The organism is Mycoplasma sp. 1232 (assembly GCF_034863345.1).
Lineage (GTDB): Bacteria > Bacillota_I > Bacilli_A > Mycoplasmatales > Metamycoplasmataceae > Mycoplasmopsis.
The window spans coordinates 34154-56799 of record NZ_JAYFFB010000001.1; the positions used below are offsets into that span (position 1 = coordinate 34154).

21 protein-coding genes and 1 tRNA gene are annotated in these 22646 nt (G+C 27.9%); 15 read left to right on the plus strand and 7 right to left on the minus strand.

Going from position 1 to position 22646, the window contains the following annotated elements:
- Positions 1 to 115: 115 nt before the first annotated feature.
- Entirely contained in the window at positions 116 to 493 is a 378-nt protein-coding gene (locus tag VBM88_RS00030) for a hypothetical protein (protein WP_323680126.1), read from the minus strand.
- A gap of 128 nt (positions 494 to 621) precedes the next feature.
- Positions 622 to 2382, minus strand: a complete 1761-nt coding sequence (locus VBM88_RS00035) for a GIY-YIG nuclease family protein (protein WP_323680127.1) — start codon at positions 2380 to 2382, stop codon at positions 622 to 624.
- 132 nt (positions 2383 to 2514) lie between these two features.
- On the opposite strand from VBM88_RS00035, the gene VBM88_RS00040 reads away from it, so the two are divergent.
- From VBM88_RS00040 to VBM88_RS00090, 11 genes are all read left to right on the plus strand, one after another.
- Positions 2515 to 4317, plus strand: a complete 1803-nt coding sequence (locus VBM88_RS00040; RefSeq protein ID WP_323680128.1) for an ABC transporter permease — start codon at positions 2515 to 2517, stop codon at positions 4315 to 4317.
- Positions 4317 to 5030 carry an ABC transporter ATP-binding protein gene (locus VBM88_RS00045; RefSeq protein WP_323680129.1) on the plus strand — a complete coding sequence of 238 codons (714 nt, stop codon included), beginning with the start codon at positions 4317 to 4319 and terminating at the stop codon, positions 5028 to 5030. The genes VBM88_RS00040 and VBM88_RS00045 overlap by 1 nt, the downstream gene beginning before the upstream one ends.
- Positions 5008 to 5961, plus strand: a complete 954-nt coding sequence (locus VBM88_RS00050) for an aromatic motif membrane protein (RefSeq protein WP_323680130.1) — start codon at positions 5008 to 5010, stop codon at positions 5959 to 5961. Before VBM88_RS00045 ends, VBM88_RS00050 begins: the two co-directional genes overlap by 23 nt.
- Positions 5954 to 6949, plus strand: a complete 996-nt coding sequence (locus tag VBM88_RS00055; RefSeq protein ID WP_323680131.1) for an aromatic motif membrane protein — start codon at positions 5954 to 5956, stop codon at positions 6947 to 6949. The genes VBM88_RS00050 and VBM88_RS00055 overlap by 8 nt, the downstream gene beginning before the upstream one ends.
- Entirely contained in the window at positions 6939 to 7814 is an 876-nt protein-coding gene (locus tag VBM88_RS00060) for an aromatic motif membrane protein (RefSeq protein ID WP_323680132.1), read from the plus strand. The genes VBM88_RS00055 and VBM88_RS00060 overlap by 11 nt, the downstream gene beginning before the upstream one ends.
- Positions 7815 to 7822: 8 nt before the next feature.
- Positions 7823 to 8692 (plus strand): hypothetical protein, encoded by an 870-nt coding sequence (locus VBM88_RS00065; RefSeq protein ID WP_323680133.1) that lies wholly within the window; start codon positions 7823 to 7825, stop codon positions 8690 to 8692.
- A 179-nt stretch (positions 8693 to 8871) separates the two neighbouring features.
- The gene (locus tag VBM88_RS00070) at positions 8872 to 9015 is read left to right on the plus strand and encodes a hypothetical protein (protein WP_257088689.1); all 144 of its coding nucleotides are present in this window, start codon (positions 8872 to 8874) and stop codon (positions 9013 to 9015) included.
- A 37-nt stretch (positions 9016 to 9052) separates the two neighbouring features.
- Entirely contained in the window at positions 9053 to 10438 is a 1386-nt protein-coding gene (locus tag VBM88_RS00075) for an ABC transporter ATP-binding protein (protein ID WP_323680134.1), read from the plus strand.
- Complete coding sequence (locus VBM88_RS00080) at positions 10422 to 11261, plus strand: ABC transporter permease (protein WP_323177435.1); 840 nt, start codon at positions 10422 to 10424, stop codon at positions 11259 to 11261. The genes VBM88_RS00075 and VBM88_RS00080 overlap by 17 nt, the downstream gene beginning before the upstream one ends.
- The gene (locus tag VBM88_RS00085) at positions 11254 to 12033 is read left to right on the plus strand and encodes an ABC transporter permease (RefSeq protein WP_323680135.1); all 780 of its coding nucleotides are present in this window, start codon (positions 11254 to 11256) and stop codon (positions 12031 to 12033) included. Before VBM88_RS00080 ends, VBM88_RS00085 begins: the two co-directional genes overlap by 8 nt.
- Before the next feature lie 2 nt (positions 12034 to 12035).
- Positions 12036 to 14084 (plus strand): hypothetical protein, encoded by a 2049-nt coding sequence (locus VBM88_RS00090; RefSeq protein ID WP_323680136.1) that lies wholly within the window; start codon positions 12036 to 12038, stop codon positions 14082 to 14084.
- A gap of 84 nt (positions 14085 to 14168) precedes the next feature.
- Here the strand turns inward: VBM88_RS00090 and VBM88_RS00095 are convergent, their stop codons facing one another.
- The 3 genes from VBM88_RS00095 to rpsD all read right to left on the minus strand — a co-directional run bounded on the left by VBM88_RS00095 (position 14169) and on the right by rpsD (position 16181).
- Entirely contained in the window at positions 14169 to 15161 is a 993-nt protein-coding gene (locus tag VBM88_RS00095; RefSeq protein WP_323680137.1) for a YwaF family protein, read from the minus strand.
- A 180-nt stretch (positions 15162 to 15341) separates the two neighbouring features.
- Complete coding sequence (rpmE, locus tag VBM88_RS00100; RefSeq protein ID WP_323177431.1) at positions 15342 to 15554, minus strand: 50S ribosomal protein L31; 213 nt, start codon at positions 15552 to 15554, stop codon at positions 15342 to 15344.
- Positions 15555 to 15581: 27 nt separating this feature from the next.
- Positions 15582 to 16181, minus strand: coding sequence for a 30S ribosomal protein S4 (gene rpsD, locus VBM88_RS00105; protein WP_257088713.1), 600 nt, complete (start codon positions 16179 to 16181; stop codon positions 15582 to 15584).
- 375 nt (positions 16182 to 16556) lie between these two features.
- Here rpsD and trpS point away from each other — a divergent pair, with 375 nt between their 5' ends.
- Genes trpS through VBM88_RS00120 form a run of 3 tightly spaced genes read left to right on the plus strand, consistent with a single transcriptional unit; the run spans position 16557 to position 19888 of the window.
- Positions 16557 to 17579 (plus strand): tryptophan--tRNA ligase, encoded by a 1023-nt coding sequence (trpS, locus tag VBM88_RS00110; protein WP_323680138.1) that lies wholly within the window; start codon positions 16557 to 16559, stop codon positions 17577 to 17579.
- A gap of 13 nt (positions 17580 to 17592) precedes the next feature.
- Positions 17593 to 19338 (plus strand): threonine--tRNA ligase, encoded by a 1746-nt coding sequence (gene thrS, locus VBM88_RS00115; RefSeq protein WP_323680139.1) that lies wholly within the window; start codon positions 17593 to 17595, stop codon positions 19336 to 19338.
- Positions 19331 to 19888 (plus strand): hypothetical protein, encoded by a 558-nt coding sequence (locus tag VBM88_RS00120; RefSeq protein ID WP_323680140.1) that lies wholly within the window; start codon positions 19331 to 19333, stop codon positions 19886 to 19888. The genes thrS and VBM88_RS00120 overlap by 8 nt, the downstream gene beginning before the upstream one ends.
- A gap of 148 nt (positions 19889 to 20036) precedes the next feature.
- Here the strand turns inward: VBM88_RS00120 and VBM88_RS00125 are convergent, their stop codons facing one another.
- Positions 20037 to 21332: a hypothetical protein gene (locus VBM88_RS00125; RefSeq protein WP_323680141.1), complete on the minus strand. Its 1296-nt coding sequence runs from the start codon at positions 21330 to 21332 to the stop codon at positions 20037 to 20039.
- A gap of 245 nt (positions 21333 to 21577) precedes the next feature.
- Complete coding sequence (locus tag VBM88_RS00130; RefSeq protein ID WP_323680142.1) at positions 21578 to 22375, minus strand: PTS glucose transporter subunit IIA; 798 nt, start codon at positions 22373 to 22375, stop codon at positions 21578 to 21580.
- Positions 22376 to 22518: 143 nt separating this feature from the next.
- Between VBM88_RS00130 and VBM88_RS00135 the strand changes: the two genes are divergently transcribed.
- Positions 22519 to 22594, plus strand: a tRNA-His gene (locus VBM88_RS00135).
- The last annotated feature ends 52 nt before the right edge of the window (positions 22595 to 22646 follow it).

Here is a 22646-nt window from a genome sequence, read left to right on the forward strand (position 1 = left end):
AAATATTTATAAATAAAAATGTTAATTAATAAATCTCATAATTACTGTAATGAATTTAATTCATAAATAAAAAGACAAAACTATTATTACTTAAACTAATTGTTTAGAATAACCTTTATATTTCATAATTGTTTCTTTTTAATCTCCTTAATTCTTCAAGAATACGATAATAAGTTGTGCTAAAAAGGTTAGTATTAAGAATGCGGTTAGCATTATCAAGTGCAATGGGTTTAGTTGTTTGTAAATCAAAAACTAATCTCAATATCGCTTTTAGTCCTCAATTAATTAAACATCCGTTATATCATTTTTCTTCGGTGGTTTCTTTCTTTAGACTAATACTATTACCAAATCTAATGGCATCCATTTCAATTAAACCAAACGGTTGGTTGTAATTAATTAACCACCAATTGTTAATCAAAGCAATGATTTGGTTAATATCATTTGCGAACATTGTTTCTAAATGTCTTGAAATATTAGACGGTAATAGTTTCATTTTCTCTCCTTTGTCTATACAATTAAATTTTAGTATTTATAAAATTTTATAAAAAGATTAAAAAAGTAAAATGGGTCACAAAATATGGACAATCCATATTTCGTGACCCATTTTAAAACTTAAACATTTTATTTTGAATATGTTTCGAAAATAATTTTAGATTTCTTTTTATCAATAACGTTGTTTAATTCTTCTATTGATGCATTTTTAACATTTTCAAATGTCTTAAAATAATCTAGAAGTTTTTTGACAGTTGCATCACCAATCCCTGGTATTGAGTTTAAATCTGATTCTCTGAATTTATTTAAATATTTATGTTTCATTTTACTTTTAGCATACCTGTCAACTTCATTTTGCATTCTTGTAAACAAAAATAAAGCATCTTGTGAAATATTAATTATTTGATTTTTATCATTAATCAATTTTTCAGTTTTGTGTTTTGAATTTTTAACAAGACCAAAAACTTTTATATTTTCAAATTCTAATTCTTTTAATGCATATTTTGCTTCTTTTAATTGTTCAAACGAACCATCAACAATAAAAATATCATTTTCGTCAATATTTAAAGGTTTTGCAAACGTTTTAACAAATTTAAAAACAGTTAGATACATAAGTTCTAAATCAGAATGTTTGCTCATTTGTTTAAATTCTTCTTCATGATTAAAAAATCTATAATTCTCATGAATTTTTTTACCGCTTGAAAAGCAAACTGAAACTCCTATTGGATTTTCTAAATATCAATGTGAATTATCAAACAAATAAATATTTTTAATTTTATTTTCAGCATTTAAAATATTTTCTAATTCTTTTTGAGTTTTAATATTGATTTCTTCTTTTAAAATTGCATCATTAATATTAATCTTTAAATATTCATTGTTATTTAACAATGATAAATTCAAGATTTCTAAGAATAATCCTTTTTTGGGAAAGATGATTTTATTATTCAGTTTTGTATTAAGTTGAATTTGTTCATATTCACTTTGTAGAATAATGTGATCTGGATAATCTTTATCTGAATAGTATCTTTCTAAATAATCAGATACATAATCAATTACATTTTCAATGTAATAGTTATTTAATTTATTGATTTCATTATTGTGTGCAGTTTGGACTCCATATCTATAAAATAAACTTTGTATAGATATGTGTTCATCTTTAACAATGAATGTATGCACATCAATGTTTTTGATGTTTTGAAGTTCAACTAATTGTGTATCTTTGATTCTTTTCAATAAATGATAAGAATCATTATATTCTTTAGCAAGTTCAAAATCTCAATTTTCACTTGCTTTATCTCTTAAAGAAATTAATTTATCTAAAAAGTCATTATTTTGAAATTTTAAAATTTCAATGATTTTGTCAAATTTGTATTTTGACACAGAATAAGCTTGATTTTTAATTGGTAATCCATTTTCATACATAAAGAATCTAGTTAAAACCTTTAACAAATGTTTAAACTCGTGTTGATTTGAAAAAGGACCATATGAAAATGTTGTATCTGTTGTTTTAGAATATACATAGTTTCTGTATATTTCCAATTGGTCTTTAGTATTTATATTCAATTTTAAATATGGATATCTCTTATCATCAAGTAACTTGATGTTATATTTGGGCTGATATTTTTCAATATAGTTCTTTTCGGCTAAAAAAGCTTCTTGATCTGTATTGTATGTAACAAAATCAAAATCATAGATTTCATCAATCATTTTGTATGTCTTATAAGAGTTAATTGAATTGTTTAAATATTGATTTAATCTATTGTTTAAATCAATAGCTTTACCGATGTAAATGACTTGATCTAATTCGTTTTTTCATAAGTAAATTCCACTCTTATGTGGAGTTTTTTTAATCTTCTCTTTTATTCTGCTTATTCTTAAATCATCGTTCATAAGATATATTTTACCTATTTATTTTTAAAAAAAATATAAAGAATATAACCATCAGGTTATTTAATTAATGTATAATATTATCAAATTATTAATAATATTAAAGTAATATGAAAGTGCAAAAAGGAGTTAATAATGACACAAATAAAAAACTATGTCTACTTTCTTCATAAGGTAATTTTAAAGAAAAAAAGCAGTTGAATCTTACCTGCTTTAGTTGGAACAATAATGATTGTTCTTTCAATTATTATTTCAATTTTGAATATACAAAACAAATCGCTAGTTATTTATTGTGCTAGTTTTGGATTGTTATTTATAACTATCTTCTTTTCTTCATTAAAGTCAATTAACTTATATAAAGATTTAGAGGAAGAAGGTTTAGAAATAATTACATTTTCTAAGCCCATATCCAGAAAAACTATTTTTATAAGTAAAATGTTAATGTTTTTATTAATGGGGTTATATTGAGCATTATTTTGTTCTTTATTTAATTTAATATTAGGATTAACTTTAAAATTAGATGCTAGTTACTTTGTAGCATTCGTATTTATCACGCTAATCACAATATTTTTAGCATTTATCTTCTTTGGTTCAATTGCTTCGTTAATAAGCTATAAACTTAATTCAAAGATTGCTATAACAGTTCCACTGTTATTCAGTATTCCGATGTTTTTAGCTGGAGGATTTATCTCATCAAACTCAACATCAACAGCTAATAACTTTGCTTACTATTTAAATTCTAAAAACCCTAATCAACCATCAGGTAATGATTCAAATACTAATTACTTTTATTTAGATAACAATAAAGATAATTACTACATCATTCCTAACGGATATGATGCAACGAGTTTTAGTCAAAAACAAGATGCATACTTATCAGAGGCATACGAGATTTCAAAAAACTCATCTACTTCGTGAAGTGTTTATTCTTATTTAGCAATTCCTTATCAAATGTTAGAAATATTCAACATTAATAATGAAGATATATTTAATAAACTAAATAATCAGAACACTAATAATTTAAGTGATTACTTATATTACAAGAACACTGATTCTCAAGTATATTCATATATTCTCGAGAAACAACCGAACCTACGTAAGTATCAAATAAGTGAAGGTAAAGAACAATATATAGTTCCAGGTGCACTTAAAAATCAATCATCTATTACAAATATCATCAACACAGATATCATCTATGTAAGAGATGGCGCTTCAGACTTTAACATTATTTACCCAGAAGACAAATACAACTTTGTTACATCTGAAAACTTAGTCGGAAAACTAAAATGAGAAAACATACAACAACTATTAAAATCAAATGTATTTAATAGTTTTACAAACAAATACTTTGCTCAATTATTTAATTCAGAAGAATTACAAGAATATGTAAAAAACAATGATTTAGTTTCAATTAAAAACTTCATCTTAAGCGATATTCAAAGAAACTTAAATGATGAGAACTCTGAATTAAACAATTTAATTGATAACAACACAAATGTTCTTGATGAAAATGCTATTAAAAATAAATTAGTTAAATCAAAAGTTGAAAAACAAATTTATTTATATTCATCACTTATTTACTACATTTACTTTACTTACAATGATTCAATTTACTTAAATGCTCTTTTAGTAAATGATGACTACACAGATACATATGCGCCATCTCAATTCAAAGTTAGATTAGATGATTACAATTATCAAATCGGTGGATTTGAAACATATGTACCAAAACAACAAATCATCAATGACCAAATTGTCATCAGATACGATTTAACAAAATCAAATAACTATTTATTTGCTACAACAGATCAAATTTATTCAATTCAAAGAAACAAAAAAGTTGTTAACAAATCAATCTTTGTTGTGATTTGAATAATCTTAGGAGCTTCTCTATTAGCTGCAAATACACTTTTATACATTAGAAAGGATTATAAATAATGAATAACACAAGTATTAAAGTTCAAAATTTAACAAAGATTTATAATCATAACTCTAATGAGAAAAAAGGAGTATTTGATTTAAGTTTTGAAGTACCTAAAGGTTCTTTCCACGCATTTATTGGAGAAAATGGTTCAGGGAAAACAACAACAATCAAATCAATCATTGGTTCATACACAAACTTTAGTGGACAAATTTACATTAATGGAATTATTAACTCAAATCCTGAATCAAAAGCAAAACTTGGTTATGTTCCTGAAAATGCAATTTTCCCTAAAGAATTAAATGTATTTGAATATTTATACATTGTTTCTTTATTTGGAAACAAAGACAAACAACAATTAAAAGACAAAATCAATAACTTTTTAGAAAAGTTTGAAATCTCTGATTTGAAGAAAAACAAACCTAACAACTTATCATCAGGTCAAAAGAAAAAAGTTTTATTAATTCAAGCATTATTAAATGACCCTGATTTAATCATTCTTGATGAACCTGCTGCTAACTTAGACCCAACAGCTAGATTTAGATTGTTTGAAATATTATCTGAATTAAATAAACAAGGTAAGACAATAATTATCAGTTCTCACATTTTAAGTGAGATTGATAAGTACGCAACTTCATACACACTTATTCATAAAGGTAAATTGGTTTCATCAGGACAAAAACATAGAAGTCTTGAAGATATCTATTATGAAAAGATTATTCAAAATTAAGCTTCTTGCACCTTTATTGTTCTTACCAACAATAGCACTCTCTTGTACTAATAAAACAGAAAACACTACTCCACAAGTTTCAAAAGAAAAAAGACCACATCAAGCATTTCTAAAGAAATTAGGATCTTCTGAATTTATAAATAATTCAAGAGATTTGAATTTATATATAAATGCACAAAACAATATTCCAGATGAATTTATTAAAGAAATTCAATCATCATTGGTATATGCGCAAATATTAAACAATCCAATTTTAGAAAACAACACTCAAATTCAAGATACGTTAAAAGCATCAAAAACATTAGAAATGCTATTTAGAGATAACTGATTTTGATACTTAAGTAATCTAAATAAATTCAATTACTATTTAAACTTTTATCCATCAAGTTTCAAAGATAAAAAAAATGATGATGGTGTGAATTTAACATTAGCAAAATACACAAAAGCAACGCAAGATGGTATTAAGTCAAATATTGATTTACATAATTACAAATTGAATAAATATGTTGTTAAAAATATTCAGTTGGATAGCAACTCAACACTTCAAAGTTTAGATGTGATTTACATTGTCCTAAACGAAAATTTAATACTACCTGTATTTAAATATTCACAAGAAGGCAAAACACATTTAAAAGCATCTGCTGAAATCTTAAAAGTTGTCTCTACAGATAACATTGATGCAACAATTGATAATTTACACAGCAAATTAGTTGCTGCACACAATAAACTATTAAATGATGACATTGAATACAGTAAAAGTATAAATGTTGAAGATTTATCATTTATATATAAGAATTTTGATTATGCTAAATTTATTATGTTATTTAATTCATACAATTACTTTCAAAGCTTGTACTTAGCGTTAGAAGAAATTAATCAAGATAACTGACAAATTATTAGATACACATTAGTAGGAGTACAAAATGATTAAAATTAAAAAAATATTAAGTTTAATTAGTTTACCTCTTATTAGTGGAGTTGCAATTTCTTGTGCTAATTACACATCTTCAGACAAATTAGAAGTATACATAGATAACTCAACACAAATTAACCCTAAAGTTGAAAACTTGCAGCAAGTTAATCATAAAAAGATTATCGAAACTCTTTTAAACAACGTTTACAAACCAGAAAGTCAAAGAGAACGCAGTTTATATCTATACAATCAAGAACAAGACGCATCATCAATCATTCAAAAATTCAAAGAAATAACAACAAGTTACAAACAAGAATTTAGATCTGATGAATTAAATGATTCTCTTGCTGAAAAAAGCAGACTACAAGATCTCTTGGTCTACTTTTCAGGTGATGAAAGAACAGAAGCAGAAAACAAAATAACTGAATTAACAACAAAAATTAATGAAATTAAAGAACATAATACACCTGCTAAAAAAGAAAAATTCGCTAATAGTTTCTCAGATTTTATTTCTGAAAACTGATACTTTATCTTAAATAATTTAGATAAATTTGACTTCGCATTTGTATCATGATTATTAGATCCAATCGGAAATGGTTATACACTATCAGACGAATACCAACAATCATTAAAAACAAAAAGTGAATACAAAAACTACAACGTACCAAACACATACATTGACGACATCAAATTAGGTGATGAATCAGGTGAAATGGCTGATGCTAGGGTTTATTATTTAAAGAAAAATAAACTAGTTTTCAGAATTACTATCAACAACATTTTGCAACCTGTTTCTAATTTAAAGTTAGAACCGTTAAACTGATACTTTGGAGATTTAAAAAATAACAAAATATCACTTAACTTAATTTCTAATATTGTTCACTCAAGATTTATTCACGGATACGAAACAGGATTAGTTCAATTTGAAAAAAGTATGGTTAAAGATCTAAGTTATGGAGAACCTGCTAATGTTTTCTTCTTATGAAAGGGGACTAATGAAAATTAGTAAATTATTTAAAAAGATTTTAATGATATCACCATTAAGTTTACCTTTAGCAACTTTATCTTTTACACCTAGCACAGTATCAAAAACAGATGAAACTAACGAACAAGAAAACGCTTTAAAACTTGAATGAAATAACTTTATTAAACAAGATTCAATTTGAAACTTACTTAACATCGTATATAAAGATGAAGCTCAAAAACAAGCTTACATTGACTCACAATTTGAATTACTAAGCAATCCTGATTACAAACAGCAAATTAAAAATGCATTTGTATTCGGGAACAACATGACTCAATCATTTATTCAAGGAGAATTTGATTGAGGAACATTCTCAAGGATAAAACCATTTATAGTAGAACAATCAACTGCTCAAATAGATCAATTATTATCAACAAATTGACTATATGCACTATTTACAATTACTCAATTTGATTTAATCAAATCAACATTATTAGATAATGAAAACTTAGATGTCGCATCTAATGATCCTGAAAAAATTTATTCAAACTATGCAAAAATAAGTTCAAATCAATTCATTGATTATGTTTATGCAAAAAACAGTGATGAAACACTTGATAATTTATATTACTTATTATCTAAAAATGGATTTATCTTAGAAATTGGAATTGAAAAGGATTGACAAAATCCTGAATTACTCAAACCTAAATTACACGGATATGTAAAAACATTTCCAAATATTATCAATAATCACTATATATTAGACATTTTTGATTTAAACAAATATGTGCAGTTATTTGCTCCATTCGGTGTAGATAACTCGAACAAAGCTAACACCAATGAAATTTTATTTATAGACAATTATGGAGGGGTAAAATTAACATATACATTTGTAGATGTTAATTAACATTCATTATGAAAAAATTACTATTCTCACTTTCTTTACTTAGTTTCTCGGCATTACCAATTGCTTCTGTAGCTTGCATTGATTTAACAGGTGGCAATCAATACAAAATAGCTAAACCTTACGTAGTAACTAAATTTGATGAATTTTTAAAAGAACAAAACATTACATTAGATCCTAAATACAAAGAAAAATTAGATAACTTCACAAATGAAGATTTAACTAAGTTAAGAAGCAAATTAGCAACACTTAAAGACACAGTTTTAAAACTTAAAAAGGAAAACGAAGGTGCACAAAAACCTGAATTCGCTGCTTCATTAGAGCAAATGTCACAATTGCTATCTGAAAACATTTACATCTTCTTACAATACATTTACTACTTTAACACTGTGTTTTACGATTACGGTTTATTATCATTTAACTTTGAAGATGATTCAAAACCAAGACATTCAGATGAATATTTACACTATTCAATTAACCAAGTTAATAGTTTCTCAGAAGTTAATGCAACTTCAGGACATACACACTATACATATATCACAAATGAAATCAAACCAGTTGGAAATATGTGGCCAACAAGTTTTTCAAATGTAACTGAATCAATAATTAAACCGGGATACTATGAATTTTATGTTTCATTTTCAAACATTGTCTATAAGTTTTATGTAAAAGAAGAAAGTGGTGTTTCACAAATTATTATGGATCCAATTTGCTTTGCATTCAAATCATCTTTAGGCCAAATTGATGCACAACAAATTGAAGAGCTATACAATATAAATTTAGAAGAATTAGAATTAGATAGAGCAAACCAAATTCTTAGAACTTTTGAAAACACAACACAAAGAGAACTTAAGTTCCCTCAAAGAAATATTATTTTCTAATAAACAAGACCACCACAAGGTGGTTTTTGTTTTAAATTTAAGCTCAAAGATTCAATCAAAATCAAACCATTTTAACACACTTATTTTTTATACTCTTACAAAATAATTTGCTCAAAATTTACCTCAAAAAAGTTAAAAAAATTAGGGCCAAAATTAATCAATTTAGTAAAATAGCATTTATGAAAAGTAAGGCGCTTTTAATTCAAATTTTACCTATATCAAATGTATTAAAAGTATTCAATGATATTGACTATTCAACTAAAAAATACTTACGTGAAGAATACATTGAAAACTTATTTGATACGGTCTCCCTTTTAAAATAGCTATTAAAACTATATTAAGGAAAGGAGATTAAAAATAATGGCTATTAAAGTTAAAAGAAAAAAAGATAAGCAACCAATTATTGAATTAATTGACGTTGTTAAAGAATTTCAAAATAAAACAGTTTTACATAGTATTAATTTACAAATTCAACCAGGTGAGTTTGTTACTTTATTAGGTCCATCAGGTTCAGGGAAAACCACTATTTTAAGATTAATCGGTGGTTTTGAGTGAACTACACGTGGTGAAATTAAATTCAATGGTTTAGACATTAAAGATCTTGAACCGCACAAAAGAAATGTTTCAACAATCTTCCAAGATTATGCACTTTTTCCACACTTAAACGTTTATGGAAACATTGCATATGGTCTTAAACTTAAAAGAATTCCTAAAGAAGTTATTGACCAAAAGAAAGTAAAACTTCTTGAACAATTAACTAAAAAATGAGATGTTTTAAGTCATAAAAAAATGGAACAACTTGACAAGTTACAAGAAAAATATGAAGAACAACTTGAAAACTTAAAAGAAGGAACATACCAATACAAGAAAATTCAAAAATGACTTGATAACTCAGACTTCGTTTATTCATATTGAGAAAGTTACACAGCATTAAAAGTTGAAGCGTTCCAAAACCTACACTTCAAACGTAGAATGACAAGACAAGAAATGGATGAAAAAATTAAGAAAATCATCGATCTTGTAGGTCTTACAGGAAATGCTGATAAAGCTATTTCTGAACTTTCAGGTGGTATGAAACAGCGTGTTGCATTAGCTCGTTCACTTGTTATTGAACCTGAAATCTTACTCTTAGATGAACCACTTAGTGCACTTGATGCAAAAATTAGACAAAAAATGCAAGTGTTATTAAGAAGTATTCAACAAGAATTAGGTCTTACATTTATTTTTGTTACTCACGACCAAGACGAAGCACTTGAACTTTCAGATAGAGTTGCTGTTATGCGTGATGGTGTTATTGAACAATATGACACACCTAAAAACATCTACGACTATCCAGTTAACATCTGAGTTGCTAAATTTATCGGTGATTCAAACATCTTTGATGCTAAATTCACAAAACAAGGCAAAATTAAGATATTAAACAAAGAGTTCAAAACAATTCACGAAGCAGATGAATTTGAATCAGGTGAAGTACTTGATGCACTTATTAGACCAGAAGACATTGACATTTACTCAGAACCATCTAAAACTTCAAACAAATTATCAGGACACATTTCTGACATTTCTTACAGAGGAAGCTACTACTACATTAAAGTTGAAATTGATGAACAAACAGTTATTTATGTAGAAACATCTAAGAAATTTGAACTAGGTGAAAAAGTTTACTTAAGTTGAACAATTGACTCAGTCCATTTAATGCGTAAAGACGCTAAGTGAGATTATTCAAATAATGAATTCCAAAACTAATAAATTCAACTTCACTTTTGATAAAAAAACACATCTAGTTTGACCTTATTTCTTAATTGCGCTCTTACTTATTATTCTTCCAATTATTTTAATTGTGCTTTATGCACTTATTCCGAACGAAAGTTTTGATAACTGAGTTTTAATCAAGTCATCAAGTACTTGAAAAATTATGGGACGTTCATTATGAATAGGATTAGCAGCATCAATGTTATGCTTAATCATTGGATTCCCATATGCTTACTTTGTTTCAACATCTAAATCTAAGATTTTTAAAATTTGTGCACTTAGTTTAATAATTTCACCACTTGCAATTTTTACAATTGCTAGAATTTATTCAATTAAGGCCTTATTCTTAGGGATTATGGCACACAACACAAAAAGTTTAAACAATGAAGCATTTATGGTATTTGGACTTATGTACCTTAACTTACCTTTAATGATTATGCCTTTATACACAGTGTTTAAAGATATGCCAAAAAACATCATTGAAGCAAGTCACGACTTAGGTTACAATCAAACTCAAACAATTTTCAAAGTTATAATTCCATATGGTATTAGAGCTATCTTAAGTGGTTTTGGTATGGTGTTCCTTGCATCAGCTACAACTTTTGTTATTTCAGCAAAACTTCTGCCAGATGGTTCACAATATCAAACAGTTGGAGATATTATCAACTCAAGAGCAAACCCAGGAAATAAATTTGACTTAGCAGCAGTTTCTGTTTTAGTTATCGTGGTATCTGCTATTTTCTTAAGTATTTATGGAATTATTTTATTAACTCCTAAAATAATTTTCAGACTTAAAAAAGGAGCACACTATGAGTAAATTCTTAAAAAGATCTTATATTTACATCATTTTAGCAATCGTTTATATACCACTTTTATTTGGAGTTATTTACTCATTTAACCAACCAACACCAAAAGGTCAATTTAACCCAACTTGAACTAAAGGTACATTTGACAACTGACTTCATTTATTTGATAACAACAGAGCAATGTCACTTGTAAACAGCTTACTTTTAGCGCTTATTGTAAGCTTTTTAGTATGTACAATTTCACTTATAACTGTATATGCACTATACAGACAAAAGAACAAAATTGTTAGATCATACGTAAGCTCTACAATTAATATTCCTCTTATTAACCCAGACAACATTACAGCTATTGGACTTGTTCTTGTTTTTGGTATCTTCTTTGGAGTTATTCAAACAGATAGCGAAGGATTTGGACGTGTTGTAGTAGCTCACACAATTATGACACTTCCATATGCAATTTCACTTATGTTACCAAGAAGTGAAAAATTCAACAACAACCTTTACGAAGCAAGTCAAGATTTAGGATACTCAAAATTAAGATCTTGATTCAAAACTTACTTTGTTTATATGATCCCTTCAATTATTATGTCTGTAATAGTAGCTTCTGTTCTTTCATTTGATGATTTTATCATCACTAGAACAGTGTCTAATATGCAAACAGTTGGAACTGATTTATATGCAGGTTCATTTGAGCCTTGAGGACTTATTTTTGGTGCTATTATCCTTGTATTAACTATTATCGGAAACATTATTTACGTTGCAGTTAAGAAAGGTAAGAAATAATAATGAAGAAAATTATTAAAACATCATTAATTAGTGCTGGGATTTTAACAATCGCAGCAGTAGGAACTGGCTTAATTGTTTCAAAAGCAATTAACGGTTATAAACCACCCTTTTACAACTTTAGATCATATATGTCAGATGATAATAAAGAGAAGTTAAGAGACGTATTCAGTTATGCTGAATTTAACGAAGTTAATGAGTTTAATAATGCAATAATCAACCACAAAGCAGCTGCAGGAATCAGTGGAGATTTCCTAGCTGCATCACTTATTAAAAAAGAATGCTTACAAAAAATTGATTATTCAATTTTACTTAACAAACCTGAACTTAAAAACGACAGAGAAAAAACAAAACAATATCTTAAAAACATTATCAAATCAGAAGTTTGAGAGCATCTTGAAGATTACAACGAACAATTAAAGACTAAATTTAATGGTGAAGAACTTAAAGATGAAAAAGGTAATTACCCTGAACTTTGAGAATACTTTTTCCCTTACTTTTCTCAAGATATGGTAATCGCTTACAACATTAAGAAAAAACCAATTGCACCTGAAAAGAAAACTGAAGATGGTGCAATTAATCTTGATTTATACGCTGATAAATTTAATAATGGATATAAAACAAATTCCATTATCAACTCACTTAAAATAGTTGCTGATAATGGATTTGATTCTTGAATCATCACTGACGCAGTCAGAGATAACTTGTTATATGGTTCATCTTATTGAACAAATGCAGATGGAACTCACAGTGCTGATCAGTTCACTGGTGCAGTTACAAAAGAAACATACAAAGGTCTAATTGATTCATTTGTTTCACTTATTAAAGATGGAACAGGTTTCCCAATTGGACACAAAAACATCTCATTCCAAGGAGATGGACTTGAATTATTAAATAACTTAATTAACCCTAAAAGAGATGTCAATGCAGCTATTATGTACAATGGTGATGCTATTGATGCATACTATGGAGAAGATAACTTCCCAGGTAAAGTCGAAGATGGCGAAATTAGAGTTATTAAACCTAAAGAAAACATTTTATTAGTCGATGGACTTATCTTATCTAAAGTTAACACAGAAGAATCAAACAAACTCTACTTAGAAACAATTAGAGATGGATTCTTAGATAACTTACCAGAATTAGCAGAACAATTCGATCAAATCGACAAAAAATATACAGAACAAGAATTCGGTCTTAAAAAACAATTATTCATTGAGCACGCTGTTGCACAAAGATGAAAAGCCCTTCAAACAGGTACAGAAGATTCACCAAGTGCATTTAAGGAATTAGCTACTGATAAATTCGTTGAGCTAGGTCTCATAGACCAAAACGAAAATCAAGACAAATTAAATAACGTAATTATCAAATACGCTGACTTACTTGATTTATCACTTCCTGCTAACAAAGAATACTTAGATAAGTATCTTGAATTAAATGCAGAACACAACAAATTCTTACATCACGAACGTGAAGAAGATGTTGATCTAGACGATAGAATTAACATCTATCCTTACAGACTTAAAGATTACTTTAGTAAAACAGAAAACTTAAACAACTTCTTTACACAAATTGCAACTGATATTAAGAACTTTACATATCCAGAAGCAGACGAAGAAGCTTCAGCACTTTCATTGCCTGAAAATGCAGATGATGAAATTAAAGTCTTATTTGCATTAGTTTTTGAAAATGAAAAAACATTTAAAGAGCAAAAAGAAGAAAATGCAGAAATTACAATTGAAAAATTAGCAGACTTTATTAAGTCTTACATTGCAAAAGTAATTTCATACCTCGATTTAAGTAATGAAGATGTTATTGGTGCATACAAAAACTTAACAAACTTCAATTACATTAACTATGTTCCTTCACAAGCAGTTGATTATGAATTAGTGCTTAGAAACTACTTCGCTTCAGCTGAAGATGGAATAGATGCTAACGTAATTGATATTTATGAAATCAATAATAGTTCAACAATTCATAAAACACTTCAACCAATTAATGATGAACTTTCATCAAGCACAAGCACATATTACAATGAAAAAACTAAAGGGTAGTCAGCAATGACTGCTCTTTTTTTACAGCTTGTAGACTATTGTAAAAGAAAAAAAGCAACCAAATTTGATTGCTTAATTTTCTAATTAAAATACATATAAATTATCATACTTTTTAACATTGAATCTAGGTTTTAAGAATTGTTTTGAAGACTTACCAAATGATAAGAATTTCTTACCTTTTCCAAAGTTAAAAATAATTTTATCTTGAAGAATAAAGATACCGGCACATGCATATAAGTAAAGCGTTCCTATTGCAATTAATGTAAACACATTAAATGGTCATTTCATTAATGGACCAATTAAACTTGAGAATGGATTATATTTGTCTTTTCCTACGTAAATGTAATTGCTCTTTCAAGCACTTGGTGCTAAGTCATCAAGTGTTCAGTTTAAGAAGAAGCAAGCTACAACAAGTAATCCGAATAACGCAAGTGTTGTTAAGATATCTTTGTTTCTCATTGAATATGGATACACAATAGAAACAATAAATGTAGAAAGCAACATAAATACGTGAAGCGCCATTAAATCATAGAATATGTAGTTATCATAGTAAATATGGAACTCGTATTCTTTACCTTTTTCATAGAATTTACCAAATGCTGTAAATGTTTCATCAGGTGTGTAAGTTATCTTAACATCAGGTAATATAAGCGCAATAGTTGCACCAAGGAAACTAAGTGAAATTAAATATTTCATTCATTGTGGTTTATTTAATAAAAGCACAATACCAATTGAAATTCCTAAAATTCTACACATATGAAGTGGTATAGTTTCTCATTTACCTGGATATTGTGTAACTCCAAACATAATAGCTCTAGCAACGATAAATGTAAGTGTTAATGCTCCTGCAGTTCTAATTAATATTTCTTGAGTTTTTGCAGACACATTTTTACGCTTAATTGCTTCGTGTATTTGTCTTTTGAAAATTCAAATAACAAAAATAATCAACATAGCAATAACTCAAGATAATCTAAGACCTAAATTAGTTTGAGCTAGCATTGTCTCTGATATTTGACCTCCACCGGTTCAAGATCAGAAACCAGGTTTTAAGAAAAAATATTTTTCTTCAAAGTTCATAATGCTCCTTTAAGGGTTTAAAAAATATCTAATAATTATAATTCTTTATATATAAAAGTGAAATTTTATTATTAAGTTATTTAATTTATTAAATAAACTAAATTACCTTGTCCCTAGGCGAAAAAGAAAAACCCAAACTACATAAAGTAATTTGAGTTAGATGTATAAATGAAACAATAATTATTTACCGTTCATTTTTTCAAGTCTTTTGTTGAATCTGTCGATTCTACCTGTCGCTTTAACTTGTGCTCTTGACCCTGTGTAAACTGGGTGACATCCTGAACATACGTCTACTGTAAAGTTTGGTTTAACTGATTTGAATTGGAACACTTTGTGGCAAGTTGAACAAGTAACGTTTACTTCGTGGTATGGTAAGTGAATATCTTTTTTCATAAATAAAACTCCTAATATTCCTAATTACTATTTTGAGTAGAACTCAACGATTAAAGCATCCTTGATTTCTGGGTGAATTTCGTTACGTTCTGGTAAACGGTCTAATTTAACTGAAAAGTCTTTTCTTGTCATTCAAGCTGAAGCAGCTTTTTGTTCCATAGCTTCAAGAATTTGTTTGTTGTCTCTTGATTTTTCTTTAAGAGTAATTTCTGAACCTAATGAGATTGACATTGAAGGGATGTTTGCTTTTTTACCATCAACAACAAAGTGTCCGTGGTTAACAAGTTGACGAGCTTGTCTTCTTGTTGTAGCAAATCCTGCTCTATAAACTAAGTTATCTAAACGAACTTCTAATAATTGAAGTAAGTTTGTCCCTGTAATCCCTTTAGCTTTAACAGCTTTTTCAAAAACTCTTCTTAATTGTTTTTCATTTAAACCAAATAAGTGTTTAACTTTTTGTTTTTCGTATAAGTGTAATCCGTATTCAGATAATTTAACACGTTTGTTTCCGTGTTGTCCTGGAGCATAAGTTCTCTTTTTACCTTTAGCGAATTCTTTACCTGATTCTAAGATAGAGAATCCTAAACGACGTGACTTTTTAAATACAGGTCCTGTGTATCTTGACATAGTATTTTTACCTCTTTCTGCATAACTTAGAGGGTTTATTTCTAACTAGTTAAATTTAACTTAATGCTTTGGATTAAATCAGCTAATCTACTCGCAATGTTATAGTCATGTTAAATTTATTTAAAAGTCATAATAAACTGCTGTTTTATGCTTATTTATTCTATCATTATTTTATAAACAATGAATTATTATTTAGCTCTATATAACCTATTTAAAAAGATTTTTTAGTTTGCTTCTTTTTGCTTAATTTATTAATTAATTTTGTTTGATTAATTCGGCTATTTGCATTTGTAAAATCAATCAACAAAATGAATATACATTATTTAAAAAACAATATAATTAATAAATAACTTTATTAATTAGTTAAGGAGTGTTATGAAACAAAAATTATTAAGTGGAATAAAACCAACCGGTGATTTAACATTAGGTAATTACATTGGTGCAATTAGGAACTTTGTGCAAATGCAGAATGATTATGAATCATACATTTTTGTAGCTGACTTACACGCACTTACAACTGGAAGTGTCGATCCAGTTGAACTTAAAAAAGCAAGAAAAACCATTGTTGCACTTTATTTAGCTTGTGGACTTAATCCAGAAAATGTAACAATTTTCTATCAATCACAAGTCAGTGCACATGGAATGATGAATTGACTTTGTACATCAGAAACGACAATTGGCGAATTGCAAAGAATGACCCAATTCAAAGATAAGTCACAACAAATCAAACAAGCTAACGGGACTTCTAAAATACCTACTGGTCTTTTAATGTATCCAGTATTAATGGCTGCTGATATTCTTTTATACAACCCTGATGTGGTTCCTATTGGAGAAGATCAAACTCAGCACCTTGAATTAACCAGAAACATTGCTGAAAGATTTAATTCAAAATACAATGCTAACTTCACAATTCCTAACGGAGTTGTTCCTAAAGTTGGAGCAAGAATTAAATCACTTACTAATCCTGCTGCTAAAATGTCAAAAAGTGAACATGGTACCAAATCAACCATTTACTTACTTGAAGACCCACAGCAAGCTTACAACAAGATTATGAAAGCAGTTACTGACTCAGAAGGTAAAGTATATATTTCAAATGATAAACCTGGTATTTTAAACTTACTTAATATCTATGCTTCATTAAATAACATAACACTTGAACAAGCAGAAGAATTATTTAAAGATAAAAACTATAAAGAATTTAAAGAAGCAGTTGCTACATCAGTTAAAAATCTTTTAATTGATATTCAATCAAAATACAATGCAGCTTTAAAAGAAGTTGACAAAATAACTGATGAAGGTGCAATTAGAGCTTCTAAAATCGCAGATTATAATTTAAACAAGTTAATGAAAAAAATGGGACTCTATTCCTCATTGACAAAACCCAAAAATGATAAATAAGAGGTAAATTAATATGAAAGCTAATAAAAAACTTAACCATACAACAAGTCACTTACTTGGTGCTGCTGTTGAAAAACTTTATCCAAATGTTAAATTAGGATTTGGTCCAGCTACTGAAGAAGGTTTTTACTATGACTTTGAATTTGCTGAACCACTTTCAGAAACAGAATTACCTAAAATTGAAAAGTTTATGAAAAAACTTGCTTCAAGGAATTTAGTTATGAAGCAAGTTTCAATTGATGAATATTCATTTGAACGTAAACCTTACAAAAAAGAACTTTATGACGAATTAGTAGCAGCAGGTAAAGAAGTTACATTCTATGCTCTTGTAGATCCTTTAAGTAATGAAACAATCTTTGTTGACTTATGTGCTGGTGGACACGTTGAAGACACAAAACACATTAAACACTTTAAATTACTTAACTTAGCTGGTGCATACTGAAGAGGAAATTCAGATAACATCCAATTAACAAGAATTTATGGAACATCTTGAGATACAGCAGCAGAACTTGAAGAATACTTAGAAATTCTTAAAGATAGAAAAGAAAGAGACCACCGTAAAATTGGTAAAGAAATGAAATTATTCACATTCAACAAATTAGGTGGTCAAGGATTACCATTCTGATTAGAAGATGGAATGTACATTCACAATGAAATTAGAAACCTTGTTCTTAAAATGGACAGAAAATACGGTTTCACAGAAGTTTTAACACCACACTTTGGTGAAGAAGAGCTTTACAGAATTTCAGGACACTTAGCTCACTACAAAGATGATATGTTTAAACCAGTTGTGCTTGAAAACGAAAAGTTAATTGCACGTCCAATGACTTGTCCTCACCACATTATTTGCTACAACACAGAAAAACGTTCATACCGTGACTTACCAATTAGATATTCAGAACAATCACAACTTTACAGATATGAAAAATCAGGTGCTCTTACAGGTCTTGAACGTGTTAGAGGAATGCTTTTAACAGAAGGGCACTTATTTGTTAGAAAAGATCAAATTGCTCAAGAATTCAAATCAATGTATCAATTAATTAAAGAAACATTAGAAATCTTTAAAATTCAAATTAGTTATGTTTCTTTAAGTTTAAGAGATCCTGAAAACACAGATAAGTACTATTCAGATGACAAGATGTGAAATGAAGCTGAAAATGAACTTAGAAATGTGCTTAATGAATTAGGTGTTAAATACGAAGAGAAAATCGGAGAAGCTGCTTTCTATGGGCCTAAAATGGATATTCAAATCTTTACAGCTTTAGGACACGAAATCACAGTTTCTACATTACAACTTGACTTCTTATTACCTGAAAGATTTGATATTACATACACAAACAAAGACAATCAAGAAGAACGTCCAGTTATGATCCACAGAGGTCTTATTGGAACATATGAACGTTTTGTTTCAATTCTTTTAGAACAAACAAAAGGTGTGCTTCCATTCTGATTAGCACCAAAACAATTCACAGTTATTCCTGCTACAAATAATCCAGAAGATGTTAAATACGCATCAGACATCAACCAATTATTATTCAATGCAGACTTTAGGTCTAAATTAGACGACCGTGAAGAACGTTTAGGTAAAAAAGTGCGTGAAGCACAAATGTCAAAATCTAAATTCCAAATCATTGTTGGAGAAGCTGAAAGATTAAATGAAACTGTTTCATATCGTGAATATGGTAAACAAGAAACAACAACAATGCCTGTTGCAGAATTCGTCCTAAAAATGATGAGATTGAGAGATTCTCGTGAATAATAAAAAACAAGAAAATAAAAACGAAAAAAAAGTTAGAAAACCAATTAATGGTTGATACATATCATTTTTAGTAATATTTTGAGTTTTAGCAGCTGCAATGATTTTAACAAGTGGAAACATCATCCCTTGAGATAGAATCGTTCCAAATTCTGTTTATAATGTACCTCTTTATGCACGTATATTAGCATCAATTTTCTTTCCAATTTTAGTTTTATCATTTGGTTTCTTTGTTGTTTTCAAAGAAAAAATGAGTGTTTGAAGACTTGTTAACTATGTATTCATTATTGGAATTATAATCACACTATTTTGAGTTCCTAGAATGATTAATGTTAACGAAGGAACAGAGAAAGCTGAAGCTAGTTGACAACCAAAATGACTATTATTCCCTTATGATGTAACTGTCGTATTTGGTGTTTGTGTAATCTTATATGCTTTATGTTTATACTTTATTACACCAAAATTTGTAAGTTACATGAGACCAAAAATCCAAAAATTCTTAAGTCGTTTCAATAAACAAAAATCAATTTTAGAACAAGAATCAAAAAACTAAAATTAATAATTATTAAAAATTCCTATCACTGCTGAAGCGATAGGAATTTTTAATATACTTTTCATAAAAAAATCCACCAGCCATATTGAGCTGAAATAAGGTAGAAAAACAGTTTTTTTGATTTTCTATCTTACTTTTATCAACCTAGTTACATTAATCCGGCCGCTTTTAGAATACCAAGAAGAATTCCTACCAAAATTAATGTTAATATAGCTCCTAAGGAAGTTCACGCAGCTTTACCCTTCACATCTTTTCTTTGAGCACTAATTTTATTTGCAAGTTCATTCATAAGATCAGTTTTAACAAAGATCTGCTTTTTAACTTGAGCGCCATTTCTTTTAGCAGGTAACTGATGATCACAAACAATAACATTTGTTTCAGTAGGTTTCTCAGCTTTAAATTCAATACTTTCAATTAATGAGTTATATTTATTGGTTTTATTATTAATAAGAATGTAAATGTATCAACATAATTGATGAATATTTCGGTCACTTTTTAGATAGTTAGAATCAGAATACGTCTTGAAATCATAAATAAATGGCTTCAATATATTTACGTTATCTAAATCAACCATAAACTTTTTATCTGAAAATGTTCCTTCAGTTGAGTCTATGTGATTAAAATCAGAAATTTCTAATGCCTTAAGATATAAAGATGTTTCAGCATAAAAATGATAGTAATTTGCAAGAATAAATGTAAGTGAATTAGGATAATCTTCTGTTTTATTGCCACAAATAATATATCATCATAATCTTTGCATCTCACTCTCATTGAATATTTTCACAAGTGATTCGTCGCGAAATATTAGTTTCAAGAAGTAATATACAAATCATAATACAGGATTATCTTGTTCAAATTTTTCACAATTGAAATATTTGTGATTTTTAGCAGGATAATTTGCAAAGTTATCTTTTCCCTTTTCAAAGAATTTTTCCAAACACTCAGTAGCCTTTTTATTTTTTATAAATTCCTCATCTTTTTTCAATATGTCATCAATATTAAACTTTTCTCAATTCTTTACTTTGGAATCTGTGAAACATATTGCTTTAAATAAGTATTCTGGCATTTTACCTTTAAAATTTGCCACTTTTGTAATATCAGTTATTTTTTCAATAGCTAATTTTTCAATGGCATCAGTATATATTTCATATTTAGTTTTTTCTTCATTGTTTGAGTTTTGATACAAAGTCGAAAAATCCACTTCTGTCTGCTTGCTATTGAATAATTCTTGAACATTCTCAAAAATTTCCTTATCAGTAAAATCACTATCAGAAAATGATGAAAAATTATCCTTAATATTTGAATTTGAATTATCAAACTTTTTTAAAAGTGAATTTGAAATTGAGACTTTGTGAATTTCTCGTGTTTTTAGATCTATAAAACCTGTCAATAATTCTGTGTGACTAAATCATCTATGTCCTTTGGTATTCTTACTTTTACTCATAATATAAAATTGTAATACAAAAAAAGAAAAGCACCATTTAAACGGTGCTTGTTTCCCGGAAAAAGAGATGCTATCAAAGAGTTTATATTTTCTAATTCCAGGTTACCTCATTAAATATCAAAATAATGAGGTACTTTTATTTTAAAACTTTTTTGGAATATATATCACCAAAAAAATATTTTTTTAATAAATAAAAAAGAACAGATTTTTTCTGCTCTGATTTACAACTCAGTTTAATCTAAAGATTAAACTAATTTAGCAATAACTTCTGAATGTTTGATGTTTTTGTGTTCTAAGTTTTTAAAGTTTTGTAATTTTGAATCAGTTGTTAATGCAAAAATAATTTCTTGATCAATGTTTTCTGCTTTGAATCTGTTTAAATCTAAAACGATTAATTCATCTCCTGATTTAACTTCTTGGTTTAATGAAACTTTAGCATCCATACCAATTCCATTTAATTTGTATGAGTTTAAACCAAAAACAATAACAGCTTCAACACCTAATGATGTGCTAGATAAGATAACTTGTGATTTACTTGCTGGTTGCATTGTTATTTTCCCATCAAATGGAGCAACAATTTTACCTGATGTTCCATCTAATTTGATTGCAAATCCTTTTCCAACTAAATCATTTGAAAATACGCCATCATTTAATGATTCAAGTGAAACAATGTGCCCTGAAGCAGGTGCTAAGATTTCTAATTCTGAAACTACTTGAGTAGATGCTGTAGCATTATTTGATGTTGAAACAGTTGAAACTTCAACTGATTTACACATTGTTGAAATTAAGTCTTTGTTAATTTTGATAAGTGCATTTAAAGCTTCTGCATTTGGCAATTCAACTTGAACGTGTTTTTGTGCTTCGAAAATTTTAACTGATGTAGCACCTAATTGTTCAAAATCTGCTTTTGAAACTAATGAAACATTTTTAACATCATATCTTAATTGTGATGCTGAATTATTGAATGAAGTAATATTGTCAAGCCCACCGAATGCATCAACAATTTTTACTAATAAGTCTATGTATTTATCTCTTTCAGTCATAATAATATACTCCTTAAATAAAATAAATTTTATATCATTTTTATAATGTTGAAAATAGATTTTAACACCTTAATATAAGGTCTAAAAATTAATTAAATTGTTTACTAGATGCTTAAAATAGTGGTATAATAGTTTTACTTATGGCGAACGTGGTGAAGTGGTTAACACAGTGGGTTGTGGTCCCATCATGCGCGGGTTCGAATCCCGTCGTTCGCCCCATATGAAAGAAAGTTGTTAATAGCAACTTTTTTTGTTTTCCTTTTTTCATCAA